Genomic DNA, 25855 nt, shown 5'->3' on the forward strand with positions numbered 1-25855 from the left:
GCAGGATCGTGCGACGTCTGCAGGACGTCTCCGCCGGATCCGCCCTGCATCCGTCGCACCGTCCTGCATCCGTCGCGCGGCAACGGGTCCCGCCGCAGGCCGACCGGCCCCGCCGCAGGCCGACCGGCCCCGTCGCGGGCCGACTCCCGCGGCAACGGGCCCGACCGCGACAGCCGGCGCGATGCACGGCCGCGATCCGGACGATCGGTCGGATCCGCCGGACGCATGGTCGGGCGCGCAGCCGCCGGACACGGAAGGGTGGAACCATGACCACGACCGCCCCTGTGCCCCTCGCCTCAGGCGTCCGCCCGCAGCCGATGCGCTACGGCGCGCTGCTCGTCATGATGGCGACCGCCTTCCTGCTCGTGACCGCCGAGTTCCTCCCCGGCGGGCTGCTCACCGACATCGCCGCCGAGATCGGCGTCACGCCGGGGCAGGCCGGACAGATGGTCACCGTGACGGCACTCGCCGGGCTCGTCGTCGCCCCCACGATCGGGCTCATGCTGCCGCGCCTGGACCGGCGTTCACTGCTGGTGTGGATGGCGATCGGCGCGACGGTGTCGAACATCGTGGTCGCGATCGCTCCGAGCCTGCCCCTGCTGCTGATCGCCCGCGTCCTCCTGGGCGGAGCACTGAGCGGGTTCTGGTCGATGTCGGTGACCGTCGCGGCGCGCATCGCCGGGCCGGAGCGCCTCGGGCGCGCCATGATGTTCACCTCCGCCGGGGTGTCGCTCGCGACCGTCGCCGGTGTGCCGCTCGGGGTGCTGCTCAGCCAGGCGCTGGACTGGCGGGGCGTGTTCGCGATCGCCGCTGCCGGCTCGGGTCTGCTCGCCGTCGCCCTGCGGATCGCTCTGCCGAGCGTCCCCGCCGAAGGCGCGGCGCGACTGTCGACGCTCGTGGAGACGTTCCGCCGCCGGGGCATCGGGCTCGGCATCGTCGGGCACGTGCTGGTGGTGCTCGGGCACTTCCTGGCGTACACCTACATCCGCGTCGCCCTCGAGCGGGTGCACGACGGGGGTTCCGCGATCACGCCGGGCACGATCATCCTGCTGCTCGCGCTGTTCGGCATCGGCGGGTTCATCGGCAACATCGCGATCGGCGTGATCGTCGATCGCAGCTACCGGGTCCTCGCCGTGGTCACCCCGTTCGTGATCGCTGCGATGGCGCTCCTCATGAACGCCTTCACCGGATCCCTCTGGGCGATCGGAGCGGTCGTGTTCGTGTGGGGCTTCTTCTTCGCCTCGTGGCTGCTCATCGTGAACACGTGGATCGGGCACCGGATGCCGGACCGCCTCGAGGCGGGCGGGAGCCTGGTCGTGATGGGGTTCCAGGCGGCGATCATGACGGCGGCGGCCGTCGGCGGCGTCCTGGTCGACGCGATCGGCGTGACCCAGGTCTACGCGATCGGCGCCGCAGTGCTCGTCGTGGGCGCGGTGCTGTTCGGCCTCGCGGATCGGTCCGGCCGGCGCTGAGCCCGCGGTCGCGGCGCCGGGCGCCGGCGCGACGGGAGCCGGGCGTCAGGCGGTGCGGGCCTCGCGCCAGGCGGTTGGGGTCTGCCCGGTGCGGCGGCGGAACGCGCGGCTGAACCCCTCGTCGGAGCTGTAGCCCAGGTCGCGGGAGATCTCGCTCACCAGGCAGCCCAGCACGAGCCGGTCCTGCGCGGCGCGGATCCGCACCTCCGTGACGTAGCTCGCGGGCGAGGTGCCGAAGGCGGCGCGGAACCGCTCCGCGAACACCGTGCGCGACATGGCGCCCACGCTCGCGAGGCCTTCGACGCTCCAGTCCCGCCCGGGGTCGGCGTGGATCGCCTCGACCACCTTCTCCAGGAAGGGGTCGCTCGTGCGCACCGGCCATCCCGCGGGTGCGCAGCCGTGCGCGGCCCACGCCCGGATCACCGAGGCCAGCACGGTGTTGGCCATCATGCGGCAGATCACGGCGTCCCCGGCGCGTCCGGAGGCCTCGATCTGCGCCGCGTCGACCGGCAGCGCCGTGAGGTCGACCCCGACCTGGGAGGCCAGCGCGGCCGCGGCGGGCTCGTGGTGGGCGAAGTCGCGCACGAGCGCCACATCGGGCAGAGCGTTCGCGACATGCGCGGCGTGCGGCATCAGGGTGAGGGTGGACACGAGGATGCGGCTTCCCGGGTCGGTCTTCACCGACATCGGCACCCGCCCCGGCGTCAGCAGGGCGTCGCCGCGGGCGAGCGACGTCGGCTTGTCGCCGCAGCGGGTGTGCGCGGCGCCCTCGATCACGTAGACGATCGTCAGGGCGTCGCGGTCGAGCGCGATGGTCTCGTGCGGATCCGGTGTGATCCGCACCTGCCGCCGCAGCCGCACGTCGACCGCGGAGAGCAGCGCCTCGACGGGGCCGCCGACCGGAGTGACCGTGCCGGCGTGCGCGACCGCGCCCTTCTGCGCGACCGCGCCCGGGACGGCGACATCGGACGATGCCGGGTCGGGGGCGATGAGCGTCATGTGAAGGAGGAACCGCACCCGTCGGAAGCGTATTCCGGGAAAGACGGATCCGACCCCCGCCGCGAAGCGCGGACAGGGGCCGGAGCGTGGGGATCAGCCGTCGCGACGGCCGTGGTGCAGGTGGATGTGGATGTGCTCGGCGGCGCGGCGGTGGTGGCGCCCGCGCGGGCCCATGCCGTGCCAGCGCCCGCCACGCGGGTGCTCGCCGTGCTCGCGGGCGCCGCGGAACGGCGGGCGCTCGCCGCGGCCGTGCGCGCCGTGGAACCGCGGGTGCTCGCCGTGCTCGTGGCCAAACCGCGGGTGCTCGCCGTGCGGCCACTCGCGGTCGAAGCCCGGGTGGCCGGCGAAGCGGTCGTGGTCGCCGTGCCCGAAGGGCTCGCCGTGGGGGAGACCCGCGCGGCGGCGGTGCTCGCCATGGCCGAGACCGTGACGGCGGTGATCGTCGAAGTGACGGTGTCCGCGCCGCCCGTGGACGTCGCCGCGCCGCGCGTCGGGACGGCGGGGAAGGCGCATGCCGTCCTCGTAGCCCAGGCCGCGGGCGAGCTTCTCGAGCGACGCGGCCATCGCGGTGAACTCGTCGGCGCCGAGGATCCCGGCCACTTCGGCGCGGATCTCTTCGACGGCGCCGGCGAGCCGCGCCTTGGCCGCGGTGCCGTCCGGAGTGAGCGCCCAGCCGTCGGCGGTGCGCTCGATCCAGCCGAGGTCGGCGAGACGGTGCAGCTTGCAGTCGGGGAGCTCGCGGCCCGCGGGCACGGTGCCGTCGATGATGTTGAGGATCCGCCAGTCGCGGCGGGTGATCCCCTCGTCTTCGAAGGCGGTGGCGAAGCGGGCGGCCGTCAGGCGGTCGACGGCGGTGATCCAGAAGCCGAACGGGCGGCTCTGGTCGGAGGATGCGTTCTCTGAGGGGTTCTCTGAGGTGTTCATGGTGATTCCTGTTCTGGTCTGGGGGATGACGCCGGATCGGCCCTTCGGTGGCGCCCGCCCCTTGCGGGGGCTCAGGTGCGGCGGGGAGGGATCCGGTTACTTGTCATGTGTCATGTATATGCAGTGTGACATGCATTCCGGATCCATGTCAAGTCGCATGTAAAATCGGCTCGTGCCTCAGAACGCCGACGCCCCGGATCCCCTCGACGCGATCATCGCCGCGCTGAGCCTGCTGCGCGGGCGCGGGCCGCGGCCGCCGCGAGAGCACGGCCACGGCGGCCCTCATGACGGCGAGGCCGCGCACGGCGGCCGGGGTCACCGTGGGCGCGGGCACGGCGGTCCCCACGGCGAGTTCGCCGGGCACGAGAGCATGCCTGGCGCACGCGGGCGGGGCGGCGCGGAGCCCTGGGTGGGGGCCCCTGGGCGGGCCCGCGCGGGGAGGCGCCGGCCCGGGTGCGCATGCTCGAGGCGCTCGCGTCCAGGCCGCTCAGCGTGAGCGCGCTCGGCGAGGCGATCGGCGTGGACCAGCCGCGGGCGTCGCGCCTCGTTCAGCAGGGCGCGGAGCGCGGGTGGCTACGGCGCGAGGCGGATCCGGACGACGCCCGCCGCACCCGCATCGTGCTCACCGACGAGGGGCGGCGTCTCGGGCGCGGCGTCCGGGGCGACCGGCGCGAGGCGCTGCGCCGGGCGATGTCGGCGCTGACCGAGGAGGAGCAGGCCGAGTTCGCGCGCCTGCTCGCCAAGGTCGCGGCGAACTGGCGCTGACCGCTCAGGCGACGCCGGGTCGTCTCAGGGCGCGGTGATCACCTCGGGCGCCGGCGCCACGGCTGCCGCCTGCTCGAGCACGGCGGTGCCGTCGACGAGCACGGGATCCGGCGCGGTGGCCACCTCGGGCGCCGGCGCGGTGGCCACCCGCTCGAGCGCGGGCGCGCCGACCCGCCGCGCGGGCGCGCTCGCGGAAGCGCCCCGGTCGCGCACGAGATCCTGCACCGCGTCGAGCACGGCGTCGTCCTGAAGCACGCGGTTGTGGCCGAGCCCCTCGGTGCGCAGCAGCCGGGATCTGCCGGCGTGCGCCGCATGCAGGCGCAGCGCGTCGGTGTCGGGCATCCGGCGATCGGCGCGGTCGTGCACCACCAGGAGGTCGGTGCCGCGGGGGAGCGGGTCGCGCACCGCGTCGAAGGCGGCGGCGATCCCCTCCGCGTCGAGTCCGAACCGCGCGGCGAACCGGCGCTCGAATCGCGCGGCGACGGCGGGGGTGAGCTGGAGCGACCGCGCGAACTCGGACAGATACGCGGTCGCCGAGCTCGCGCCCGCGATCACGGCGACGTGCGGGGCCGGCACGGTCGTCCGCACCGCCGTGAGTGCGGCGAAGCCGCCGAAGGAGTGCCCGACGAGGGCGTGGAACGGTCCGTCTGTGCGCTGCAGCGTGTCCGCGAGGGCGACCCAGTCGCGCACGTCGGTGCGGCGACCGCCGGAGTCGCCGTGCCCCGGCGCGTCGAACGACACCACGCGGAAGCCGTCGGCGACCAGTTCCCGCACGAGCGGGGCGAACTGCGAGGCGCGTCCCTGCCAGCCGTGCAGCAGCAGGACGCTGCGCTCGCCGCGGCCCCAGCGGTAGACGACGACCTCGGCGTCGCGCACCCGGATCCGCTCGTGCCGGGCATCCTCGTGGGTGGCGCGATCGGCGTCGCGCACCCGGATCCGCTCGCGCCGGGCATCCTCGTGGGTGGCGCGATCGGCGTCGCGCACCGACATGCGCGGCGCTGTCGTGAAGAACAGGCTCAGGGCCAGGCGTGCGGACAGTGCCGGGGCGAGCAGGCCCACCGGGCGGATGGCGGCGGCGACGAGGCGAGCGGAGGCGGGCATCGGTACTCCTTCGGACAAAGAATACGAACGATCATCCGTATAATAACCGTACGATCGTTCGTACACTAGAGCTATGCCGGATCCCCTCACCACCGATCGCCTCCCGGAGCCCGCGCCGCAGTCGATTCCAGACGGACGCCGCCTGCGCGGCGACGCCTCGCGCCGAACGGTGCTGGAGAGCGCGACCGACCTCGCCTCCGTGGAGGGACTCGACGGCCTCACGATCGGCCGCGTGGCCGCCGCGTCCGGCCGGGGCAAGAGCAGCATCGCGACCCTGTTCCAGAGCAAGGAGGGTCTGCAGCTCGCGACGATCGCCGCCGCCCGGGAGATCTTCACCGCGCACATCCTCGAGCGGGCTCGCTCCGAGCCGCGCGGCGTGCGACGGCTGTCGCTGCTGCTGCGCAATGCGCTGGACTACTCCCGTGATCGCGTCTTCACGGGTGGCTGCTTCTTCGCGGCGACCGCCGCCGACGTCGACTCCAAGCCGGGGCCGGTGCGCGATGCCGTGCGCTCCGCCCTCGTCGACTGGTACGGCTACATCGAGGCGCAGTGCCGGTACGCGATCGAGGCGGGGGAGCTCGCGGCGGACGCGGATCCGGAGCTCCTCGCGTTCGAGCTCGTGGCGCTCAACGAAGAGGCGAACTCGCGGTCGCTGCTCCTCCAGGAGGTGCGGCCGTACGAGCTCGCGGCGCGGGCGATGCAGGCTCGGCTGCGCGCGGCAGGGGCGCGGCAAGCCCTGCTGACGGCGCTCGACGCGTAGCGGATCCGTTCAGGTCGCAATTTCTGCGGCTCCGCGGCGTCTTTGAAGCCGAAAGTGCGACCTGAACAAGCAGCGGGGGCTCCGGGATCCGGGCGATCGAAGACTCGGACGACGGACAGGAACGCGGCTACCGCGCCAGGCGGACGCTCTGGCGCGCCTCCTTCACCGGAAGGAGCAGCAGCAGCCCCGCGAGCAGCACCGCGACGATGCCGAGGATCCCGAACTTCGTGTTGCCGGTGAGGACGATGAGCACCGTCCACGCGCCCTGGGCGATCCAGCTGGCGGCGCGGCCGGTGGTGGCGTAGAGGCCGAACACCTCGCCCTCGCGGCCGGCCGGCGTCACCCGGGCGAGGAAGGAGCGCGCGGCCGACTGCGCCGGTCCGACGAAGGCGCACAGGATGAGCCCGCCGACCCAGTAGGCGACCTGACCGGTGTCGACCAGGGCGAACACCGCGACGCCTGCGATCGTCATGCAGGCGAGCGAGATGATGATGAGCCGCTTCGGTCCCCAGCGGTCGTCGAGGCGCCCGGCGAGGATCGTGGAGACGCCCGCGATGAGATTCGCGGCGACGCCGAAGATCACGAGCTGCATGAACTCGAAGCCGAAGACGGTGCTGGCGATGACGGCGCCGAATGTGAAGACGCCGCTCAGCCCGTCGCGGAACACCGCGCTCGCGACGAGGAACCAGAACGTGGTGCGCGTCGCGGGGTTGCGGTACAGACCGATCACGTCCTTCACGAGCAGCGCGTACGACGCGAAGAAGCCGACCTTCCGATCCGGGCGGCCGGTCGACGGCTCCGGCACGTTCAGGAAGATCGGGATCGAGAACACGATCGCCCACACGGCGCAGCCGACCGCGATGAGGCGGAAGGGCAGCCCGCCGTCTTCCGAGAGGCCGAACCAGTTCGCGGCGTAGAACACGATCACCAGCACCAGCGCGATGATGCCGCCGAGGTAGCCGAACCCCCAGCCCAGCCCCGAGATGCGGCCGACCGTCCTCGGGCTCGCGATCGAGATGAGCATCGCGTTCGAGTTCACGGACGCGATCTCGCTGAACACCACACCCGCCGAGATCAGCGCGACCCCGACCCAGAACAGGGCGGGAGTCGGCGTGACGAACCACAGCCCGAGCATGCACAGGATCAGAGCGCCGGTGCCGATGCCCAGCCAGAGCTTCTGCCGGCCCGCCGCGTCGGCGCGCTGGCCGAGCACGGGGGCGAGCAGCAGGATCGCGATGCCGGCGATCGTGCCGCCGAGCCCGAGGCCGCTGGTGAGCTCCGCGATCCCGGCCACGCGGGCCGGATCCGTCTTGCCGAGGTGCGCCAGCTCCGGTGGGAGGAACGAGTTCGTCGTGAGGTACAGGGCCGTGAAGATGAAGGTCAGGATGACCGAGTGGAACGGCTGCGTCGCCCAGTCCCAGAGCGCCCAGGAGTAGATCTGCTTCTTCGGCGCCGGCTGTTCGCCGCGCAGCTCGAGGCCCACCACCGCGACGGCGCCGCTGTTGGCGGTGGCCTGGGGTTCGGGATGATCGCCGTTGCTCATGCAGGAAGTCTCCCGGGTGCCGGTGAACGAGAGGTAGCGGCGCGCCGGGGCGGGATCCGTGACGGCTCCGTGCTCGTCGTGGCGACGCCCGGTACCGTCGGGACATGGTGCTGCCCGTCGTGCTCGTGGAGGGGGAGAGCGACCGCCTCGCTCTCCTGGCCGCCGCCGACGTGCGCCGCGAAGACCTGCGCGCGGAGGTCGTGTCCCTTGGCGGGATCACGAACCTGCGGTCGTGGCTGGAGCGGAGGGATCCGGCGGTGCCGGTGCTCGGGCTGTACGACGCCGCCGAGCGGCGGTACGTCGTCGGCGCGCTCCGCGCAGGCGGGCTGCTGCCGGCGGAGGAGGCCGATCCGGATGCGGTGCGGCGGGCGGGATTCTTCGGCTGCGAGCGGGATCTCGAGGATGAGGTGATCCGCGCGGCCGGTCCGGATCTCGTGCTCCAGACGCTCGCCGACCGCGGGGAGCTCGCGCTGTTCCGCGTCTTCCAGGGGCAGCCCGCGCAGCGGGTGCGCTCGGTCGAGGCGCAGCTGCACCGCTTCGCGGGCACCGCGAGCGGTCGCAAGACCCGCTTCGCCGCCGACGTCGTCGCCGCTCTGCCCGCGGACCGGATCCCGGAGCCGCTCACGGCGGTGCTCGACGCCGTGACGACGGTCGCGCGGGCCTGACCTCGGCCGGGCGTCAGTGCGCCGTCGCGACGCCGATCGAGTCGTGGATCATGACCGCGGCCACGCGGGCTCCCGCGCCGGCGGCGACGATGAGCTGCTGCGGGCCGGGGGATGCCACGTCGCCCGCCGCGTACAGCCCGGGCACGCTGGTGCGGCCGGCGCGGTCGACGGCGAGGTGGCCGTGCGCGTCGAGGTCGGGCGCGAGCGCGGGCAGGAACGACAGGTCGGTCTCCCACTCCGGGCGCACGAAGCCGCCTTCGACGGCGTGCTCCGTGCCGTCGGCGAGGGTGATGCCGGTCAGCGCCCCGCGCTCTCCGTGCAGCTCGGCGATGGGGCTGCGCTCCACGGCGATCCCGGCGGCGGCGAGCTCGGCCTCCTCCGCGGTGTCGACGGTGTCGGCGCCGTTCGTGAACACCGTGAGGCGCGTGGTCCAGCGGGCGATGAGCCGGGCGCGCGCGGCGAGGTCGGGCGTCTCGCCGATGAGCGCGAGCGGGCGGTCCTGCAGCTCCCAGGCGTCGCACGCGGCGCAGCTGAACAGGGTGACGCCGTAGAAGCCGCGCAGGTTCGGCACCTCGGGAAGTGTCTCGCGCAGGCCGGTGGCGAGCAGCACGCGGTGCGCGCGCACGGTCAGCTCCGGGGCGCGACGGCCGATCTCGGCGGCGAAGCCGGATCCGTCCGCCTGCAGCTGGAACACGCGCTCGCGGGAGCGGATGGTGACGTTCGGGTAGGCCGCGAGCTCCGCGCGCGCCAGGCGGCGCAGTTCGTGCGGGGGGATCCCGTCGCGGGTGAGGAAGCCGTGCGAGATCAGGGTCGCGGCGTTGCGCGGCCGGTCCGCATCGACCACGAGCACCCGCGCGAGCGAGCGGGCGAGGTTCAGTGCGGCGGAGAGCCCGGCCGGGCCCCCGCCGACGATCAGCACGTCGTACGGCTCGTCGTCAGTCCCCTCGACAGGCTCAGGGACCGGACTGTGCTCAGTCATGGCCGTCACCCTGCCCTTCGACAGGCTCAGGGACCGGAAGCGCGGCGACGAGCGGGTGGTCGAAGTTGTACGGCCCGACCTTGGCGGCACCGCCCGGGGATCCGATCTCGTCGAAGAAGCCGACGTTCGCGGTGTAGTAGTCGGCCCACTCGTCGGGGAGGTCGTCCTCGTAGTAGATCGCCTCGACCGGGCAGACCGGCTCGCAGGCACCGCAGTCGACGCACTCGTCGGGGTGGATGTAGAGCGAGCGCTCTCCCTCGTAGATGCAGTCCACGGGGCACTCGTCGATGCAGGCCCTGTCCTTGACGTCGACGCAGGGCAGGGCGATCACGTACGTCATCGGGCGAGCGCTCCGCTGTCCGACAGCGCGGAGCTGCGCGAGATCTCGACCTGCTCCTCGCGCGGCACGACCTTCACGCGCTCGCGGGTGTGCACGTGCGCCGCGCCCAGGGCGCGCTCGTGCGCGTCGAGCGCGAGCCAGCCGTCCCACGTGGTCACCTCGACCTCGCGCTCGGCGAGCAGGTCGAGGATGTCGGCGCTTTCGACGGGCGCGCGGAGGCGCCCGGCCTCGGCGTCTTCGAGCAGGTGCGCGATGGTCTCGGTGGCGTCGGACTTGGTGTGCCCGATCAGGCCGACCGGGCCGCGCTTGATCCACCCGGTCGCGTAAACCCCCGGGGCGCCATCGACGCGGCCGCCCTCGTTCGGCACCACGCCGCGGCGCTCGTCGAAGGGCACGTCGACGATGGGCGAGCCGAAGTAGCCGACCGCCCGGTAGACGGCCGTGACCGGGTAGTCGCGGAACTCGCCGGTGCCCGACACGGATCCGTCGGCGTTCGGCGCGGTGCGCTCGAACCGGATCCCCTCGACGCGATCGGATCCGGTGATCTCGACCGGTGCGTGCCAGAAGTGCAGGTGCAGGCGGCGGGGATTGCCGGTGGACTCACCGCGGTTCTCCGGGCGCTCGCGCCAGGCGTTCAGGGTGCGCAGCATGATCTTGAGCTGGTTGGTGGAGGCGGCGGCCGGATCCACGCCCTCGAAGTCGGCGTCGTCGAGGAGGATGTCGACGCCGGCGACCTCGCCGAGCTCGCGCAGCTCGATCGGGGTGAACTTGATGTCGGCGGGACCGCGGCGGCCGAACACGTGCACGTCGGTCACGGCGGAGGCCTCGAGGCCCGCGAGCACGTTGTCGGGCACCTCGGTGCTGCGCAGGTTCTCCGGCAGCTTCGCGAGGATGCGCGCGACGTCGAGCGCCACGTTGCCGTTGCCGATGACGGCGACCTGCTCGTCGACGAGCGGCCAGGTGCGCGGCACATCGGGGTGGCCGTCGAACCAGGAGACGAAGTCGGCGGCGCCGTAGGATCCGGGAAGCTCCACGCCCGGGATGGGCAGGGCGGCGTCGCGGATCGCGCCGGTCGCGAGGACGACCGCGTGGTAGCGGGCCTGCAGCTCGTCGATCGAGACGTCGCGGCCGACCTCGATGTTGCCGAGGAGGCGGATCACGCGGCGGTCGGCGCCCTCGGCCTGGGCGTCGAGCATCTCGTGCAGCGAGTTCACGATGCCCTTGATGCGGGGGTGATCGGGGGCGACGCCGTAGCGGATGAGGCCGTAGGGCGCGGGCAGCGACTCGAAAAGGTCGATCTCGACCGAGGATCCGTCACCACGGGCGGCGACGGCGTTCGCGAGGATGTTGCCGGCGTAGATGCCGGCGGGGCCGGCGCCGACGATCGCGACGCGGAGCGGGGCGGAAGGGTGAAGGTCGGTCACGGCTGCAGGGTCTTTCGGTCGGATCGGGTGAAGGAGAAGAGGGCGGCGTCCTTCGTCTCGTCGCTGCGCTCCTCGCTCAGGAACCGAGTCGGATCCGGTTCCTGAGCGAGCGAAGCGAGACGAAGGACGCTCGGCCAGGAGGGGCTCAGTCGCACCACGTCGCCCACCACGACGACGGCGGGGTTGCGCACCTGGCGCACGGCGGCGAGGCTGGCGATCGTGCCGAGGGTGCCGACGGTGACGCGCTCGGCGGGACCGTAGCCGTCCTCGACGATCGCGACGGGGCAGTCGGCCCCGCGGGCGCCGCGGGCGAGGACCCCGGCGGTGTGCGCGAGGGTGCCGATGCCCATGAGCAGCACGACGGTGTGGTCGGATCCGCCGGGCAGCTGCTCGATCGGGTCGTGCGCGCTGGCGACCGTGAATGCCGTGGCGACACCGCGGTGCGTGAGCGGGATGCCGGCCACGGCGGGCACCGAGATCGCGCTGGTCACGCCGGGGACGACGTGCACGGCGATGCCCTCGGCCTCGCAGTACAGCGCCTCCTCGCGGCCGCGGCCGAGCACGAACGGGTCCCCGCCCTTGAGGCGCACCACCTCGCGGCCGGCGCGGGCGTGCCGCACCAGCAGGGCGTTGATCTCGTGCTGCGGCACGGGGTGGTGGCCGGGGGTCTTGCCCACGTCGATCACCTCGGCGGTGAGCACCACGCCCTCGGCCGCGAGCTGGTCGAGCACGGCGCGGGCGCCGAGACGGTCCGCGACGATGACATCGGCGCGTTCGAGCGCGCGCAGACCCCGCAGCGTGAGCAGGCCGGCGTCGCCGGGGCCGGCGCCGACGAGGGTGACGGTGCCGAAGGCGGACGAGGTCATCGGGCACCTCCCAGCAGGAATCCGCGGCGGCGCAGCACGGCGCGCTCGATCGGCGCGAACAGCACCAGCTCGACGAGGATGCCGATCGCCAGGATGAGGATGATGGTGGCGAGCACACCCGGCAGGTCGGCGAGCTGACGCGAGCCGTCGAGCATCGCGCCGAGGCCGAACCCGATGGATCCGCCGGTCGCGATGATCTCCGCCGCCATGAGCGAGCGCCAGGAGAACGCCCAGCCCTGCTTGAGGCCGGCGAGATAGCCGGGCAGCGCAGCGGGCAGCACGATCGCGGTGGCGGCCTGCCACCGGCTTGCGCCCAGTACCGTGCCGACCCGGCGCAGCTGCGGCGGCACCTGGTCGATGCCTGCGAGGAGCCCGTTCACGATCGAGGGGATCGCGCCCATCAGGATCACGAAGTACACGGTCGCGTCGGACAGGCGGAACCAGATGATCGCTGCGGGCACCCAGGCGACCGAGGGCAGCACCTGCAGCCCCGAGATGAGCGGGCCCGCTGCCCGGCGCAGCAGCTTCCACTCCGCCAGCAGCAGCCCGAGCGGCGTGCCGACGGCGATCGCGATGACGAAGCCGATGCCGCCGCGCTCGAGGCTGGTCAGCACAGCCTCCTGCAGCCGTCCGGCCTGCCACGCGTCGCCGAGCGCGCCGAGCACCTGCAGCGGGCTGGGTGCCAGATCGGGCCGCGGGTGCGCGATGACGATGTAGAGCTGCCAGGCGGCCAGCAGCACGATGAGCAGCCCGATGGGCGGCAGCACCGCGCGCAGGCGCTCCCGCGTGCGGGATCCGGATCCGGATGCGGTCGCGGTCGTCTGCAGACGGTCCAGGCCGGCTTCGAGGCGGGAGAGGTCGTCGTCCGTGCGGCGTCCGCCCTTCGTCTCGTCGCTTCGCTCCTCGCTCAGGGACCGGCCCGTGTCAGCGGTCCCTGAGCGCCCTTCGTCTCGTCGCTTCGCTCCTCGCTCAGGGACCGATGCGCGTTCGGGCGGAGTGGGCAGAGTCTTCTCAGTCGGCATTGCGGCGGATCTCCTTCCGCAGCTCGACGGTGATCTCGGCGGCCAGGGCGGAGACCTCGGGGGATTCGATGCGGCGCCCGCGCGTGCGGGTCACCCGCCATTCGCGCGACACGCGGCCGGGCCGGCTGCCGAGCAGCACCACGCGCTGGCCGAGGCGCGCCGCTTCGCGCACGTTGTGCGTGACGAACACGATCGTGCGGCCGGTCTCGTGCCACACGTTCTCCAGCACCTCGTGCAGCAGGTCGCGGGTGATCGCGTCGAGCGCGGCGAACGGTTCGTCCATGAGCAGCACGGGCCGGTCCTGGGCGAGCGCGCGGGCCAGCGCCACGCGCTGCCGCATGCCTCCGGAGAGCTCGTGCGGGCGCTTGTCGGCGGCGTCGGCGAGGTTCACGATGCCGAGCAGGCGCAGGGCCTCCGGCTTCCGCTCGGCGCGCGGCACGCCCCGCAGGCGCAGCGCCAGCTCGACATTGCGCCGCGCGCTCAGCCACGGCATGAGCGCCGCGTCCTGGAACATCACGGCAGCGCCCTCGGCGGGTGCGGTGAGCGTTCCGGCGGACACGGGCTCGAGCCCGGCGATGAGGTTCAGCAGCGTGGACTTGCCGCAGCCGCTCGCGCCGAGCAGGCACACGAACTCCCCGGGGGCGATGTCGAGCGACACGTCGTCGAGCACGACAGGGCCGGATCCGTACCGCTTCGTGACGTGCGCGAGGCGCACGGCCGGATCCACCGGATCCGAGACCGGCAGGACGGGAGAGATCGAGTCGAAGCTCGGCGCGAGCGGTGCGGTCATTTCTTCGCGCCCAGCCCGCCGTCGCTCACGGTCTTCTCGCCGCGCTCCTTCAGCAGCGCGTTCAGCTCCGTGAGATCGAAGAGACCCTCGATCGAGCCCTTCGTCTGCGTGCCCGCCGTGACGCCGTTCTTGACCAGGGTCGCGAACGCCTTCGCATTCGGATCCGGCGAGAACGACACGTTCGCGAGCGCCTTCGTCAGCACGGCGTCGGCCAGCGGCTTGCCCGTCGCCTTCTGCAGCGCCGCGTTCACCACTCCGCCGACATCCTTGGGGTTCTTGGCGATCCAGTCGAGCGCGTCGAGGTGGCCCGCCAGGAGCTCCTTCACCGCGCCGGGGTGCTTGTCGGCGAAGTCCTTGCTGACCAGCAGCACCGTGGTGGGGAACTTCCCGTCCGGCCAGAGGTCGCGCTCGTCCTGCAGCACGTGCCCGCCGGCCTCGACCACGAGTCGCGAAGCCCAGGGCTCGGGCACCCAGGCGCCGTCGAGCTGTCCGTTCTTGAACAGCGTCAGGGTCTGCGCGTTCTCGGTCGGCGTGATGTTCACGTCGCCGCCGCCGGAGACGCTGGTCTTCAGCCCCTTCGACGACAACCAGGTGCGCAGTGCCACGTCCTGGGTGTTGCCGAGCTGCGGGGTGGCCAGCGTCTTGCCCTTGAGGTCGGACGCGCTGGTGATGCCGTCGCGCACGACGAGCGACGCGCCGCCGCTGGTGGCGCCGGCGATCACGCGCGCCGAGGCGCCGCCCGACTTGATGAACGTGTTGATGGCCGGGTTCGGGCCGATGTACGCGGCGTCGATCGCCCCGGCGGAGAGCGCCTCGATGGCGGCGGGGCCGGCGTTGAACACCTCGGTCTGGAGCTTGGTCTCGCCGAGCTCCTTCTGGATGAAGCCCTTCTCCAGGCCGACGAGCGCCGGCGCGTGCGTCACCGTGGCGAAGTAGCCGAGGTGCAGCGTGTCGAGCTTGTCCGCCGTGGCCGTCGGGGAGGCCGCCTGGGCGGAGGCGCAGCCGGCGAGCATCGCCATCGCGAGTCCGAGGGTCGTGAGGGCCGTGCTGATGCGGGTCTTGCGATTCACTGTCGCCTCCTTAGGCGTTTCTAGGTGGGGGTTCTTGCGGCCGGTCATGGAGCCTTTCGGGATGACCGGGGTTCGGGTCGGTCTCTTGGACGGGCTCAGGGACCGGATTCTCAGGCCGCGGCGACGACGGTCGCGGCGGCCAGGGTCGCACCGTCGACCGGGTGGATCAGCAGCAGCGCGCCGCCCTCCCGGTCCTCGGCGTAGGGCTCCAGGGGCAGGGCTGAGGCGAACCGGATCCGCACGCGGCCGATCTCGTTCACCGCCAGTGCTGCGGCGTCCTCGAGCGCGAGGGTGTCCAGGTCCCGCCGGGAGAGCACCTCGGCCACGATGGCCTGCACGGTCGCGGTGCCGTGCTTGACCAGCACGCGGGCACCCGGCGCGACGGGGCGCTCGTCGAGCTGGAAGAGCTCCACCTCGGCCTCCTGGTGCCCGGCCGGCACCGTGCCCGCCGCCGCGATGACGGCGCCGCGGGCCGCGTCGACCTCGTCGGCGAGGGTGACCGCGATCGACTGCGCGGTGTGCGCGGCCTCCGCGACCCGGCCCGCGACGCGGATCCCGGTCACGGTCGTCTCGTACCCGCCGGGGAACACCTGCACGCGATCGCCGACGCGGACGGATCCGCTCGACACCCGCCCGGCGAACCCGCGGTAGTCGCGCAGGGCGTCGGCCTCGGCCGGGTCGATCAGCGCCGAGAGTCCGCCCTGCGGCCGGATCACGGTCTGCACCGGAAGGCGGAACGCCGCGTCCTCCTCGGCCGCGCGGGCGGGCAGCGTCTCCAGCAGCTCGCGCAGCGTCGGCCCCTCGTACCAGGGGGTGCGCTCGGACGGATCCACGACGTTGTCGCCCTCCAGGGCGGACACCGGGATGACGTGCGTGTCGATCAGGCCGAGCTCGGCGGCGACGGAGAGCGCCTGCTCCTCCACGGCGCGGAAGCGCTCCTCGTCGAAGCCGGTGAGGTCGATCTTGTTCACCGCGACGATAACGTGCGGCACCCGCAGCAGCGACACCACCGCGAGGTGCCGGCGGGTCTGCTCGACGACGCCCTTGCGGGCGTCGATGAGCACGACGACGGCGTCGGCGGTCGCGGATCCGGTGACCATGTTGCGCGTGTACTGCACGTGGCCGGGGCAGTCGGCGAGGATGAAACTGCGCGCGTCGGTGGCGAAGTAGCGGTAGGCGACGTCGATCGTGATGCCCTGCTCGCGCTCGGCGCGCAGGCCGTCGGTGAGCAGGGCGAAGTCGAACTCACCGTGCGCGAAGCCGCGGTCGGCGGAGGTGCGCGCCACCTGCTCGAGCTGGTCGGCGAGGATCGCCTTCGCGTCGTGCAGCAGCCGGCCGACGAGGGTGGACTTGCCGTCGTCGACGGAACCGGCCGTGGCGAACCGGAACAGCGTGGTGTCGCCCAGCAGCGCCTCGGTCCCTGTGGCCGCATCCTCGGCTACTGACCGCGAGACTGCAACAGCGCGACGAGACTGCGACACTGTGCTGCTGTCTCGTCGCTCAGTTGCAGTCTCGCGGATCTCGCTGATCTCGGAGGCCTCGCGGGAGGGGAGGGATCCCACTGTCGTGCTCATCAGAAGTATCCGTTCTTCTTGCGGTCCTCCATGGCGGCCTCGCTGATCCGGTCGTCGGCGCGGGTGGCGCCGCGCTCGGTGAGCGTGGAGCGGGCGACCTCGGCGACCACCTGATCGACCGTCGCCGCGTCGGACTCCACGGCGCCGGTGCAGCTGGCGTCGCCGACCGTGCGATAGCGGACCGTGCGGCGCTCCACCTGCTCGCCCTCGCGGGGCTGGGCGTGCTCGTTCACGGCCCACCACATGCCGTCGCGGCGGAACACCTCGCGCTCGTGCGCCAGGTACAGCGGCGGCAGCGGGATGCGCTCGCGGGCGATGTAGCGCCAGACGTCGAGCTCGGTCCAGTTCGAGATCGGGAACGCGCGCACGTGCTTGCCCGGGGTGTGCCGGCCGTTGTACAGGCTCCACAGCTCGGGGCGCTGGTTGCGCGGATCCCACTGCCCGAACTCGTCGCGCAGCGAGATGATGCGCTCCTTCGCGCGGGCCTTGTCCTCGTCGCGGCGGGCGCCGCCGAAGACCGCGTCGTGCCTGCCGGCCGCGATCGCGTCGAGCAGCGGCTGCGTCTGCAACACGTTGCGGGTGCCGTCGGGGCGCTCGACGAGACGGCCGTCGTCGATGTAGTCCTGCACCCGGGCGACCTCGAGCGTGAGGCCGAGGCGCTCCACGGTCTCGTCGCGGAACCGGATCACCTCGTCGAAGTTGTGCCCGGTGTCCACGTGCAGCACGGGGAAGGGGATCCGGCCCGGCGCGAACGCCCGGGCGGCGAGGTGCAGCACCAGCACGGAGTCCTTGCCGCCGGAGAACAGCAGCACGGGGCGCTCGAACTCGGCGACGACCTCGCGGATGATGTGGATCGCCTCGGCCTCGAGCAGGTCGAGGCCGGTCAGGGATCCGTCTCGTCGTTCGGTTCCCGAGCGAGCGGACCGAGACGAGGGGCGCTCAGGAACCGGGGCGTCGGCGGCCGCGGCAGCGGGCAGCGTGTCGGTGATGCTCATACGTGGAGTCCGCATTCGGTCTTGGCGAGTCCGGCCCAGCGGCCGGAGCGGGGGTCTTCGCCCGGAGCGACGGGCTTGGTGCACGGCGCGCAGCCGATCGAGGGGTACCCGTTCGCGACGAGCGGGTTCACCACGACCTCGTGCGCGGTGGCGTAGGCGATGAGGTCGTCGAAGGACCACGCCGCGACGGGGTTGACCTTGATCAGGCCGTTGCGCTCGTCGAAGGTGACGAGCGGCGTGTTCGTGCGGGTGGGCGCCTCGTCCCTGCGCACGCCGGTGAACCACACCTCGTAGCCGCCGAGCGCCTTGTGCAGGGGTGCGACCTTGCGCATCTCGCAGCACAGCGCAGGGTCGCGCGCGAACAGATCCTTGCCGAACTCGGCGTCCTGCTCGCGCACGGTCTTCTCGGGCTTCACGTCCACGATGCGCACGTCCAGCGTGCGGGCGACCTCGTCGCGGGTGAACGTCGTCTCGAGGAAGTGGTACCCGGTGTCCAGGAACAGCACGTCCACCCCGGGGATGGCCTCGGCAACGAGGTGCGGCAGCGCGGCATCGGCCATGGAGCAGGCCACCGCGGCCAGGCGCGGGGAGACGTTCGCGGCGACCCACGCGACGACCTCGGCGGGGGAGGCCTCGTCGGGCGCTCCGCTGCGCAGCTCGGCGGCGCCGCGCTCGGCCAGCGCGCGCAGCTCGTCGAGCGAACGCTTCCGCACGGTCCCTGAGCCCGTCGAAGGGACATGGTCCGGCGGGGTCACTTCGACAAGCTCAGTGACCGGAGATGTGTGCTCAGTGACCGAACTCTGATCGCTCACTGCAGGGCCTCCTCATCCGCGCGGTGCGCCCAGGTCGCGAAGGTCTCGTCCGCGCTCTCGCGGTCGGCGAGATAGCGGCGGATCACCCGCTCCGCGTAGTCGGCGATGCCGTCGGCGGGCACCTTCAGGCCGCGGACCGTGCGGCCCAGGCCCGCCTCGGCGCGGTCGGAATTCGCGAGCCCGCCGCCCAGGTGCACCTGGTAGCCGGGCACCTGCTCGCCGTCGATCGTGACGAGCTGGCCCTTCAGGCCGATGTCGGCGGTCTGGATCCGGGCGCAGGAGTTCGGGCAGCCGTTCACGTGCAGGGTGATCGGGCGGCCGATCTCGGGCTCGAGCGCGCCCAGCCGCTCCTCGAGCTGCGTGATCGCCTGGGCCGCGTTGGCCTTGGTCTCCACGATCGCGAGCTTGCAGAACTCGATGCCGGTGCAGGCGATCGTGGCGCGGCGGAACAGGCTCGGCCGCGCCTGCAGGCCGATCTTGTCGAGGCCGGCGACGAGGGACTCGACCCGGTCCTCGGCGACGTCGAGCACGAGCACCTTCTGGTACGGGGTCGTGCGGATCCGGCTGGATCCGTGCTGCTCGGCGAGATCGGCCAATGCGGTGAGCGTCGTGCCGGAGACCCGGCCGACCGCGGGGGCGGCGCCGACGTAGAACAGGCCGTCCTTCTGGCGGTGCACGCCGACGTGGTCGCCCTGGCCGACCGGCTTCGGGGCGGCGGGGCCGTCGGGCAGCGGGGTGTCCAGGTACTCGGTCTCGAGCACCTCGCGGAACCTCTCGGTGCCCCAGTCGGCGAGCAGGAACTTCAGCCGCGCCTTGTTGCGCAGGCGCCGGTAGCCGTAGTCGCGGAAGATCCGGGTCACGCCGTGCCACACCTCGGCGACGCGGTCGGGGCTCACGAACACGCCGAGCCGCTCGCCGAGGCGGGGAACCGTCGACAGCGCGCCGCCGACCCACAGGTCGTAGCCGATGCCGAGCGTCGGGTGCTCGAGGGCGACGAACGCGCAGTCGTTGATCTCGTGCACGACGTCCTGGCTGGGGTGGCCGGTGATCGCGGTCTTGTACTTGCGCGGCAGGTTCGCCAGCGACTCGTCGCCGATGAACCGGTCGACGATCTCGCGGATCTGCGGGGTCGGGTCGATGATCTCGTCGGCGGCGATGCCGGCGACGGGCGATCCCAGGATCACGCGCGGCACGTCGCCGCACGCCTCGGTGGTGCTGAGGTCGACCTCCTCGAGGCGGCGCCAGACCTCGGGCACGTCCTCGATGCGGATCCAGTGCAGCTGGATGTTCTGCCGGTCGGTGAGGTCGGCGGTGTCGCGGGCGAACTCGGTCGAGATCCCACCGATCACGCGCAGCTGCTCGGTCGTCAGCTGGCCGCCGTCGACGCGGACGCGCAGCATGAAGTACTCGTCCTCGAGCTCCTCGGGGCTCAGGGTGGCGGTGCGCCCGCCGTCGATGCCCGGCTTGCGCTGCGTGTACAGCCCCCACCAGCGGAACCGGCCGTGCAGGTCGGTCGGGTCGATGCTCGCGAAGCCTCCCGCCGCGTAGGTCGACTCGATCCGCTCGCGCACGTTGAGGCCGTTGTCGGCGAGCTTGAACTCCTCGTTGCCGTTCAGCGGCTCCGTGCCGTCGACGGCCCACTGGCCGTGCGGCTTGGTGGGCACGCGGGCGGTGCGGGTGCGCGCGCCGCGCACCGGAGCGGCGGGCACAGCAGTGGTCGGTTCGGGAGACATGCCGACAAGCTACGTGCGCACCGGCCGGATCCGCCCGTGTGTGTCATCGCCTCCGACACGCAACGTCATTGTTCGACATGGTCCAGTTTCCTCCGGGGAGGATGCGGTTCAATGGAGCGCCCGCCGTGCGGATCCGGCTCTCTCGTCGGCCGTGCGGACCGGCGCCGGACGCGTGAGACGGAAAACGCCGCTCCCGCCGGGCGGTGAGCGACGTTTCCCGCTTCCGATGCCGGGTCAGTGCGCGACGTACGGCACGCGCTCCCAGCTCAGCACGTGCTCGGCGCCGGGCCGGTTGATCGTGACGTGCAGCCAGTCCTTGTTGTTCGAGGATCCGTCGACCGTCAGGCGCGTGAGGTTGTCGGCCGAGCCGGTGACGCCGTAGGTCGCCAGCCACGGGGAGCCCGAGGCGAGCGGCTGGTCGTCGTTGTACACGTGGCTGTCGCCGTTGACGAGGTAGACCTCGCCGTCGAAGGCGCTCGACTCGTCCACGAGGGTCTGCACCAGCGGCTGGAACGCCGAGATGTCGCTCCACGCGGGCGTGTAGGTCGGGTCGAACATGTCGGCCTGCAGCAGCACCATCACGGCGCGGTCGTGCTTCTGCTTCGCGGTCGCGAAGGTGCTCTTCACGAGCGAGACCGCGTTCGCCATCCGCGCCTGCTCAGCCGCGAGCTGCTTCGGACGCGGCGCGGTGTCGCCCAGGCCGGTCCACGGCTGGACGCCGTCGTTGCTGCCCACGACGTGCACCACGGCGAAGTCGACGCCGTTACGGCGCAGCGACACGTTCTCCGGGAATCCGGCGGCGGTCTGCGCGTCGACCTCGACGGGGTTCTGGCCCAGCGAGACGCCCGGGTTCGCGAAGAACACCGAGCGGTCGTACGCGAGGCGCTCCAACGGGTTGTACGCTCCGTTGTTCACGCGGTGGCAGTCCGTCCATTCGTTGTCGCCCGGGGTGTAGATCAGCGGGTTCGCGAACGTGTCGAAGTCGCCCTTGATCTGCTGGTACAGCGCATCGTCGCAGCGACTGGATCCGTTCTTGATGTCGCCGACGTGGAACGTCATCGCGGGATCCGCGGCGTTGATCTCCTGGATCCACTGCGGGAACAGCGCCTGCTGCGCGGCGCCGTAGGGCACGTCGCCGATCACGGCGAACGAGTAGTGGCCGGGCTTGTCCTGGCCGGGCGCGTCCGCAGCGAGAGCGGGCGAGGCGCCGGCGGCGACGAGGGCGAGGGCGGCGGCCGATGCCGCCGCGAGGGTGCGGGGGAGGTGCATGCGGTGTCCTTCGTTCGGGGGCGTCAGGGCGGACGCCGTACCCACCCTCGCGCTCGCCCGGGGGAGGCGGGTGGCCGATGCGTGAACGGACGGCGAACAATGCCGGTGCGGCGCGTGCGCGGTCGCGGCGGACCGGGGTGTGGCGGGCACCGATTGGCTGAGGGCTGCGTCGAACGCGTACTCTCCCTGCACCGGCGCGTGCGCCGGAAGCGATGCGGAGGAGGGGCAGCATGGCGAGCAGGGACGCGAGGTCATTGGGGGAACAGGTCTTCCACCGGATCGCCGAGGCGATCGTGGTGGATGAGCTTCCGCCCGGCATGCGGGTGCGGGATGTGGCCCTCGGCCAGCGCTTCCACGTTTCGCGGTCTCCGGTGCGCGAGGCGCTGCATCGGCTGGAGCGCATCGGGCTCGTCGAGATCCTTCCCAGCCGGACCACCCAGGTGACGATCGTGAACGATCAGACGGTGGCGCAGACGCTGGCATACGCGGGCTATCAGGCCGGGCTCGCCGTGCGACAGAGCCTGCCGAGGCTCACCGCGTCGGAAAGGCGGCAGGCGCTCGACCTGATCGATGAGGTGGCGCAGCAGGCGGACGACCCGGCGCGCGGGTCCGCAGCCCGTCGGGCGCTCTTCTCCTTCTTCTCCGCGCACTCGGGAAACGCGGTGCATCACGCCCACATGCGCGACATGGAGTACGCGTTCGAACGCAACCTCCGCAGCGTCGTGCTCCCGCTGGGGCCGATCGACCGACGGTGCCTCGCTGGTCTGCGGGAGGCGACGAGGCGCGGCGACGGCGACGACGGGGAGCGGTGGGTGCGGGTGCTGCACGGGCTGGCGCCTCTTCCGGCCTCGGAAGAGGATCCCGGAATATCGGACGGAGCGCCGGAACCGCCCGCCGTGCGCCCGTAGCATCGAGTCTGCCGGGGGGTCGCGTCCGCCCTGGGGGACGGATTCACAGGGGAGCCGTCGCGGACGCGGGTGGGGCCATGGGGACGCGCCCCACCCCCGTGCCCGGGCCGTCATATCGCCGGTGGTCGCGCCGTCAGTCGCGCCGGGTGTTCGCGCTGTCAGTCGCGCGCGGCGGCGGCCAGCGCGGCGGCTCCTGCCCGGTAGCGGTCGACCACGACGTCCACGAGCGGCGCCGGGGGCTCGCGGTCGTCCAGCAGGGGCTCGGTGAGCACCGCGGATCCGGCGTCGCGGCGCGCCACGTCGAAGAAGTAGCCGTGCGCGAGCAGGTAGGTCGCGACCGGGGCGCCGGGGCGGGCCCGCACCGCCTCGGCGAGGCTCGGTTCACGCGCGGCGAGGTATGCCGGCACGACCTCCCGCCCGAGCCGCTCGGCCAGCAGTGCCGCCGCATCCTCGGCGTCCGGCAGGGAGCGCGGGTCACGGGATCCGGCGACGGCCAACACGACCGGGGTCGCATCCGCGGGGTCGCCGGCCTCGGCGAGCCGCAGCGCGAGCACCTCCGCGAGCCGGGGATCGGGTCCGAGCGGATCCGTCACCACGGCGTCCGCACGGTCCGCCGCGGCACGACCGAGGTCGACGCGCACGTGGAAGCCCTGCGACAGCAGCAGCGGGACCACCACCACGGGGCCGGACACCGCGGCGAGGGCGGTGGGGGCGTCGGGCTGCTGGACGTCGACGAATCCGGAGTGCACTGCGACGCGCTGGGCCTCGTCTTCGCTGTGCAGCCGGTCGGCGACCCGCTGCACGAGCAGGGCGATCGCTGCGGCTCCGGCATCGTCGCTCGTCCCGTGCGAGACGGCGAGCAGGGCGGGGCGGGTCATGGTCGGAGTGTACGCGGATCCGGCCGGGCGGTCCGGGCGCCGCGTCATCCGCGGAAAGACGACCCTCTCGAGCTCGTGAGAAACCGGATCCAGCATGACACCTCACCGCAGGCGTGGTGTCTCATGCCGAAAGTGGTTTCTCGCGGGCGTTCGCCGACCGTACGACGACGCTGCCGCGTCAGAAGCTCGTGACCAGGTCTCCCAGCACCGCGCCGACCTTGGACGGATCCGTCGCGTCGTAGAAGTGCGCCCCCGAGGCCGAGGAGATCGCCCGCAGCGTGTCGGCATCGGCGTCCGCCCCGTAGGCCAGCGTGAAGATGAGCACCGGCGTCGAGTGGTGCAGCTCCGAGACGTCGTCGAGCATCGTCTGCTTGGGGGTGGTGGGCACGGCGGTCAGGTCGGCCCCGTCGCTGAGCAGCACCACGGTGGTGATGCGGTCGGGGTCGTACGAGGCGGCCATCTGCTTCGCGTAGGTGTCCACGGCGGTGTACAGCGGCGTGTACGCCTGGGGTGTGAGCGCGCGGACCGCGGCCACGAGCGACGTCCGGTTCGTGGCGATGTCGGCGACCGGCGCCACGATGCCCGGGGTGATCGTGCCGTCGCCGGCAGAGGAGAACGCGGCGACGCCGACCTGGTCACCGGGCGTGAAGTGGTCGAGCGCTTGGATCAGGGCGGCCTTCGCGGCGTCGAGCTTGCTCTGCCCGCTGGGGGTCGGATCCGCCATCGAGCCCGACACGTCGATGAGGAACAGCACCGACGCGCGCTTGCGCACCTGCGGGAAGGTCTTGTCGATCGCGGCGATCACGTTCTGGCGCGGGAAGGTCAGCGCGCCCTGCAGCGTCTCGGCGAGATGTCCGGTGGTGCGCACGCCGCCGTCCAGCTGCCCGTTGAGGTCGCGGTAGCCGGTCTCGCGCACGAGTTGCTGGCCCTGAGCAGTGCCCGCGTAGCGGATGAAGTCCGCGCCGGCGGCCTTGATGGCGTCGTCGACCCAGTCGCCCTTGAGCACCACCGCGGGGTTGTCCGCGACGTAGAAGCCGTCCTTCGGATAGACCGGGACCATGGCCTCCTTGGGCGGATCGCCCTGCGTGACGGTGACGCCGTCGCGGCTCACGATGCCGCGGTCGTAGTCCCACACGGCCTTCTCGTCGACGATCACGGCGGAGAAGAACTCCGCGGCGGAGCCGGTCTGCTCGGCCTGGCGCGCGTGCCAGAGGAAGTGCTCGGGGGTCGCCATGTAGTGGCTCGTGGCGAGCTCGTTCTTCTTCACGGCGGCGAGAATCTTCGGATCCGCCATCTCGCTCGCCGTGACGCCTCCGACCGAGCCGGACGCGGCGCCGAACGAGGCGAGCAGCGCCGCCTCGCCGGAGCTCGCGACCTGCGGGCTGGTCTTGCCGAGCTTGAACGCGCCCCACTCCGGATGCCCGAGCTTGGACCACACGTCCTTCTTGGCGGACGCCGCGAAGACCTCGGACCAGGTCGGCGCCTTCTTCGTCCACCCGATCGCGTCGGCGAGCGGCTTCGGCATGGCGAGCACGATCGCGGACTGTCCGAGGCTCGTGCCCGTGGACGGCACGGCGGCGGCGCCATCGGCGCGGGCGGCGGAGAGCCACGAGCTCGCGTCCGGGATCCACACGGCCGGACGGGATACGGCGGGCAGGTCCGCGAAGCCGGCGGCGGCACGGGTCGCGGCGACGCCGGACTTGTCCTTGGTCGCGACCGCGGTCACGCAATGCCCGGCCGCCGCGCGCGGCTGCGCGTTGTAGCCCGCGACGAGCCGCTCGACCATGGCGGCGTTCTCGAGCGAGGACAGCACGGTGAGCGGGGTGCACGGCGCCGGTCCTGCCGCGGCGGCCGGCTCGTCCTGCGGGAACGTCGCGGTCGGCGAGGGAGTCGGCGTGCCGGTCGCGCCCTCGGCGTTCGCGCGAGGCTTCTGCAGGATCGCGAAGCCGACCGAGCCGAGGGCGATCGCGAGCACGGCGATGACCGCACCGAGCACCCAGACCATAGGCCTCCGCCGCCGCGTCCGCGGATCCGGTTCGACCATCACCAGGCCGCCGGCGATCGTGCCGGGCGGATCCGAGGGCACCCGCGCGCCGACCGGTGCCATCGGCTCCGGCGCGGCGCCGGAGGATGGCGGCTGCTCGCTGCGGCGGCGGCGCCGGCCCGGCTCGGGGGTCGTCCCGTCTGCGTCTGTCATCGTCGGCGTCTCCTGGTGTCAGGGGCGGATCCGCGTCGCTGCGGATCCGATGTCGTCATGCGGGCACGTGCGCCGCGGTGTTCATGGTCCCGACCAGCACGGCCGTCCACCACGCGACCTGTGAGAGCGTTCCGCTCGCGATCGACCACATCCGCAGCCGGCGGGGTGCGCGGCGGAAGGGGAGCTCGCCGGGAAGCCGGTCGAGCTCGGTTGCGAGCCTCTGCACCGCCACGCCGTTCATGCCCACCAGCAGCACCGCCGCGAGCTTGACCGCCGTGGCAGGACTGTGCGGATCCGGCGCCAGCAGCGCCCCGGTCACCAGCAGGCCCGCGTAGCCGGCCCATGCAGGCACCGCGAGGCGCCCCTCGGCGTGCAGCAGCGCCTGCAGCGTGCCGCGACCGGTCACCCAGAGCACGCCCGCGTACTCCACCATGACGGCCGCACCCAAGCCGATGGTCAGGGCCATCAGATGCAGGAACAGCACGAAGACGCGTGCCGACGGATCCGCCGGGACCGCGTAGCCGACCAGGAGCGTCGCCCACCAGCCGAGCATGATCAGCGCATAGCCGATCGCCCGCACACGGCGCGCTCGCCGCCTGCGCTCGCGCAACACGAGCATCCCCAGTCACCGTTCTCCCACAGACGCGCGGCTCGGGTGCCGCACAGAACTCGCGGATCCCACTCCGCGCACAGCAAACTCTACCGGGCGCGTCGTCTCGCGCCAGCGCGGCTCGTGCGACGCCGTCCGCGGGAGCAGCGGGACGACGCC

24 protein-coding genes are annotated in these 25855 nt (G+C 72.6%); 5 read left to right on the plus strand and 19 right to left on the minus strand.

Annotated features, from left to right (window positions below; genetic code table 11):
- Positions 1-266: 266 nt before the first annotated feature.
- On the plus strand, positions 267-1472 hold the full coding sequence (locus AERO9AM_RS00775; RefSeq protein ID WP_159574442.1) for an MFS transporter: 1206 nt from the start codon (positions 267-269) through the stop codon (positions 1470-1472).
- A 45-nt stretch (positions 1473-1517) separates the two neighbouring features.
- Here AERO9AM_RS00775 and AERO9AM_RS00780 read toward each other — a convergent pair whose 3' ends face one another.
- Together AERO9AM_RS00780 and AERO9AM_RS00785 are read right to left on the minus strand one after the other, a co-directional pair.
- Positions 1518-2489, minus strand: coding sequence for a helix-turn-helix transcriptional regulator (locus AERO9AM_RS00780; RefSeq protein ID WP_236602435.1), 972 nt, complete (start codon positions 2487-2489; stop codon positions 1518-1520).
- A 75-nt stretch (positions 2490-2564) separates the two neighbouring features.
- A complete protein-coding gene (locus tag AERO9AM_RS00785) occupies positions 2565-3395 on the minus strand; it encodes a MarR family winged helix-turn-helix transcriptional regulator (protein ID WP_159574443.1) in 831 nt (276 codons plus the stop codon).
- A 459-nt stretch (positions 3396-3854) separates the two neighbouring features.
- Here AERO9AM_RS00785 and AERO9AM_RS00790 point away from each other — a divergent pair, with 459 nt between their 5' ends.
- Positions 3855-4160, plus strand: coding sequence for a MarR family winged helix-turn-helix transcriptional regulator (locus AERO9AM_RS00790; protein WP_159577288.1), 306 nt, complete (start codon positions 3855-3857; stop codon positions 4158-4160).
- Positions 4161-4184: 24 nt separating this feature from the next.
- Here the strand turns inward: AERO9AM_RS00790 and AERO9AM_RS00795 are convergent, their stop codons facing one another.
- Complete coding sequence (locus AERO9AM_RS00795) at positions 4185-5261, minus strand: alpha/beta fold hydrolase (protein ID WP_159574444.1); 1077 nt, start codon at positions 5259-5261, stop codon at positions 4185-4187.
- A 73-nt stretch (positions 5262-5334) separates the two neighbouring features.
- Between AERO9AM_RS00795 and AERO9AM_RS00800 the strand changes: the two genes are divergently transcribed.
- Positions 5335-6021, plus strand: a complete 687-nt coding sequence (locus AERO9AM_RS00800) for a TetR/AcrR family transcriptional regulator (RefSeq protein ID WP_159574445.1) — start codon at positions 5335-5337, stop codon at positions 6019-6021.
- 127 nt (positions 6022-6148) lie between these two features.
- Here the strand turns inward: AERO9AM_RS00800 and AERO9AM_RS00805 are convergent, their stop codons facing one another.
- The gene (locus AERO9AM_RS00805) at positions 6149-7564 is read right to left on the minus strand and encodes an MFS transporter (protein WP_159574446.1); all 1416 of its coding nucleotides are present in this window, start codon (positions 7562-7564) and stop codon (positions 6149-6151) included.
- Positions 7565-7668: 104 nt separating this feature from the next.
- On the opposite strand from AERO9AM_RS00805, the gene AERO9AM_RS00810 reads away from it, so the two are divergent.
- Positions 7669-8229, plus strand: a complete 561-nt coding sequence (locus AERO9AM_RS00810; RefSeq protein ID WP_159574447.1) for an ATP-dependent endonuclease — start codon at positions 7669-7671, stop codon at positions 8227-8229.
- A 13-nt stretch (positions 8230-8242) separates the two neighbouring features.
- On the opposite strand, the gene AERO9AM_RS00815 is transcribed toward AERO9AM_RS00810, so the two are convergent.
- The 12 genes from AERO9AM_RS00815 to AERO9AM_RS00870 all read right to left on the minus strand — a co-directional run bounded on the left by AERO9AM_RS00815 (position 8243) and on the right by AERO9AM_RS00870 (position 21103).
- A complete protein-coding gene (locus AERO9AM_RS00815) occupies positions 8243-9208 on the minus strand; it encodes an NAD(P)/FAD-dependent oxidoreductase (protein WP_159574448.1) in 966 nt (321 codons plus the stop codon).
- Positions 9201-9548, minus strand: a complete 348-nt coding sequence (fdxA, locus tag AERO9AM_RS00820; protein ID WP_159574449.1) for a ferredoxin — start codon at positions 9546-9548, stop codon at positions 9201-9203. The genes AERO9AM_RS00815 and fdxA overlap by 8 nt, the downstream gene beginning before the upstream one ends.
- The gene (locus AERO9AM_RS00825; RefSeq protein WP_159574450.1) at positions 9545-10972 is read right to left on the minus strand and encodes an FAD-dependent oxidoreductase; all 1428 of its coding nucleotides are present in this window, start codon (positions 10970-10972) and stop codon (positions 9545-9547) included. Before AERO9AM_RS00825 ends, fdxA begins: the two co-directional genes overlap by 4 nt.
- Positions 10969-11838 carry a uroporphyrinogen-III C-methyltransferase gene (gene cobA, locus AERO9AM_RS00830; RefSeq protein ID WP_159574451.1) on the minus strand — a complete coding sequence of 290 codons (870 nt, stop codon included), beginning with the start codon at positions 11836-11838 and terminating at the stop codon, positions 10969-10971. The genes AERO9AM_RS00825 and cobA overlap by 4 nt, the downstream gene beginning before the upstream one ends.
- Positions 11835-12860 carry an ABC transporter permease gene (locus AERO9AM_RS00835; RefSeq protein WP_159574452.1) on the minus strand — a complete coding sequence of 342 codons (1026 nt, stop codon included), beginning with the start codon at positions 12858-12860 and terminating at the stop codon, positions 11835-11837. Before AERO9AM_RS00835 ends, cobA begins: the two co-directional genes overlap by 4 nt.
- On the minus strand, positions 12850-13650 hold the full coding sequence (locus tag AERO9AM_RS00840; protein WP_159574453.1) for an ABC transporter ATP-binding protein: 801 nt from the start codon (positions 13648-13650) through the stop codon (positions 12850-12852). The genes AERO9AM_RS00835 and AERO9AM_RS00840 overlap by 11 nt, the downstream gene beginning before the upstream one ends.
- Positions 13647-14720, minus strand: a complete 1074-nt coding sequence (locus AERO9AM_RS00845; protein ID WP_236602436.1) for an ABC transporter substrate-binding protein — start codon at positions 14718-14720, stop codon at positions 13647-13649. The genes AERO9AM_RS00840 and AERO9AM_RS00845 overlap by 4 nt, the downstream gene beginning before the upstream one ends.
- Positions 14721-14830: 110 nt before the next feature.
- Complete coding sequence (locus AERO9AM_RS00850) at positions 14831-16294, minus strand: sulfate adenylyltransferase subunit 1 (protein WP_159574455.1); 1464 nt, start codon at positions 16292-16294, stop codon at positions 14831-14833.
- Positions 16294-17289 (minus strand): sulfate adenylyltransferase subunit CysD, encoded by a 996-nt coding sequence (gene cysD / locus AERO9AM_RS00855; protein ID WP_159574456.1) that lies wholly within the window; start codon positions 17287-17289, stop codon positions 16294-16296. Before cysD ends, AERO9AM_RS00850 begins: the two co-directional genes overlap by 1 nt.
- Positions 17286-18044: a phosphoadenylyl-sulfate reductase gene (locus AERO9AM_RS00860; protein ID WP_201298542.1), complete on the minus strand. Its 759-nt coding sequence runs from the start codon at positions 18042-18044 to the stop codon at positions 17286-17288. Before AERO9AM_RS00860 ends, cysD begins: the two co-directional genes overlap by 4 nt.
- A gap of 53 nt (positions 18045-18097) precedes the next feature.
- The gene (locus tag AERO9AM_RS00865; protein ID WP_159574457.1) at positions 18098-19834 is read right to left on the minus strand and encodes a nitrite/sulfite reductase; all 1737 of its coding nucleotides are present in this window, start codon (positions 19832-19834) and stop codon (positions 18098-18100) included.
- A 234-nt stretch (positions 19835-20068) separates the two neighbouring features.
- Positions 20069-21103: a hypothetical protein gene (locus tag AERO9AM_RS00870; protein WP_201298543.1), complete on the minus strand. Its 1035-nt coding sequence runs from the start codon at positions 21101-21103 to the stop codon at positions 20069-20071.
- A 230-nt stretch (positions 21104-21333) separates the two neighbouring features.
- On the opposite strand from AERO9AM_RS00870, the gene AERO9AM_RS00875 reads away from it, so the two are divergent.
- Positions 21334-22011: a GntR family transcriptional regulator gene (locus AERO9AM_RS00875; protein ID WP_159574458.1), complete on the plus strand. Its 678-nt coding sequence runs from the start codon at positions 21334-21336 to the stop codon at positions 22009-22011.
- A 158-nt stretch (positions 22012-22169) separates the two neighbouring features.
- Here AERO9AM_RS00875 and AERO9AM_RS00880 read toward each other — a convergent pair whose 3' ends face one another.
- The 3 genes from AERO9AM_RS00880 to AERO9AM_RS00890 form a co-directional block, all read right to left on the minus strand.
- Positions 22170-22889 (minus strand): sirohydrochlorin chelatase, encoded by a 720-nt coding sequence (locus tag AERO9AM_RS00880; RefSeq protein WP_159574459.1) that lies wholly within the window; start codon positions 22887-22889, stop codon positions 22170-22172.
- A gap of 178 nt (positions 22890-23067) precedes the next feature.
- On the minus strand, positions 23068-25086 hold the full coding sequence (locus AERO9AM_RS00885) for a vWA domain-containing protein (RefSeq protein ID WP_159574460.1): 2019 nt from the start codon (positions 25084-25086) through the stop codon (positions 23068-23070).
- A 55-nt stretch (positions 25087-25141) separates the two neighbouring features.
- Positions 25142-25705 (minus strand): hypothetical protein, encoded by a 564-nt coding sequence (locus tag AERO9AM_RS00890; RefSeq protein ID WP_159574461.1) that lies wholly within the window; start codon positions 25703-25705, stop codon positions 25142-25144.
- Between the last annotated feature and the right edge of the window lie 150 nt (positions 25706-25855).

This window comes from Microbacterium sp. 8M, assembly GCF_902506375.1.
Taxonomy (GTDB): domain Bacteria; phylum Actinomycetota; class Actinomycetes; order Actinomycetales; family Microbacteriaceae; genus Microbacterium.

Excerpts from the sequence above, each read along its gene's own strand:
- AERO9AM_RS00775 (WP_159574442.1), top strand. The coding sequence starts at position 267 with ATGACCACGACCGCCCCTGTGCCCCTCGCCTCAGGCGTCCGCCCGCAG.
- AERO9AM_RS00785 (WP_159574443.1), bottom strand. The coding sequence starts at position 3,395 with ATGAACACCTCAGAGAACCCCTCAGAGAACGCATCCTCCGACCAGAGC.
- AERO9AM_RS00790 (WP_159577288.1), top strand. The coding sequence starts at position 3,855 with ATGCTCGAGGCGCTCGCGTCCAGGCCGCTCAGCGTGAGCGCGCTCGGC.
- AERO9AM_RS00795 (WP_159574444.1), bottom strand. The coding sequence starts at position 5,261 with ATGCCCGCCTCCGCTCGCCTCGTCGCCGCCGCCATCCGCCCGGTGGGC.
- AERO9AM_RS00800 (WP_159574445.1), top strand. The coding sequence starts at position 5,335 with ATGCCGGATCCCCTCACCACCGATCGCCTCCCGGAGCCCGCGCCGCAG.
- AERO9AM_RS00805 (WP_159574446.1), bottom strand. The coding sequence starts at position 7,564 with ATGAGCAACGGCGATCATCCCGAACCCCAGGCCACCGCCAACAGCGGC.
- AERO9AM_RS00810 (WP_159574447.1), top strand. The coding sequence starts at position 7,669 with ATGGTGCTGCCCGTCGTGCTCGTGGAGGGGGAGAGCGACCGCCTCGCT.
- AERO9AM_RS00815 (WP_159574448.1), bottom strand. The coding sequence starts at position 9,208 with ATGACTGAGCACAGTCCGGTCCCTGAGCCTGTCGAGGGGACTGACGAC.
- fdxA (WP_159574449.1), bottom strand. The coding sequence starts at position 9,548 with ATGACGTACGTGATCGCCCTGCCCTGCGTCGACGTCAAGGACAGGGCC.
- cobA (WP_159574451.1), bottom strand. The coding sequence starts at position 11,838 with ATGACCTCGTCCGCCTTCGGCACCGTCACCCTCGTCGGCGCCGGCCCC.
- AERO9AM_RS00835 (WP_159574452.1), bottom strand. The coding sequence starts at position 12,860 with ATGCCGACTGAGAAGACTCTGCCCACTCCGCCCGAACGCGCATCGGTC.
- AERO9AM_RS00840 (WP_159574453.1), bottom strand. The coding sequence starts at position 13,650 with ATGACCGCACCGCTCGCGCCGAGCTTCGACTCGATCTCTCCCGTCCTG.
- AERO9AM_RS00850 (WP_159574455.1), bottom strand. The coding sequence starts at position 16,294 with ATGAGCACGACAGTGGGATCCCTCCCCTCCCGCGAGGCCTCCGAGATC.
- cysD (WP_159574456.1), bottom strand. The coding sequence starts at position 17,289 with ATGAGCATCACCGACACGCTGCCCGCTGCCGCGGCCGCCGACGCCCCG.
- AERO9AM_RS00865 (WP_159574457.1), bottom strand. The coding sequence starts at position 19,834 with ATGTCTCCCGAACCGACCACTGCTGTGCCCGCCGCTCCGGTGCGCGGC.
- AERO9AM_RS00870 (WP_201298543.1), bottom strand. The coding sequence starts at position 21,103 with ATGCACCTCCCCCGCACCCTCGCGGCGGCATCGGCCGCCGCCCTCGCC.
- AERO9AM_RS00875 (WP_159574458.1), top strand. The coding sequence starts at position 21,334 with ATGGCGAGCAGGGACGCGAGGTCATTGGGGGAACAGGTCTTCCACCGG.
- AERO9AM_RS00880 (WP_159574459.1), bottom strand. The coding sequence starts at position 22,889 with ATGACCCGCCCCGCCCTGCTCGCCGTCTCGCACGGGACGAGCGACGAT.
- AERO9AM_RS00885 (WP_159574460.1), bottom strand. The coding sequence starts at position 25,086 with ATGACAGACGCAGACGGGACGACCCCCGAGCCGGGCCGGCGCCGCCGC.
- AERO9AM_RS00890 (WP_159574461.1), bottom strand. The coding sequence starts at position 25,705 with ATGCTCGTGTTGCGCGAGCGCAGGCGGCGAGCGCGCCGTGTGCGGGCG.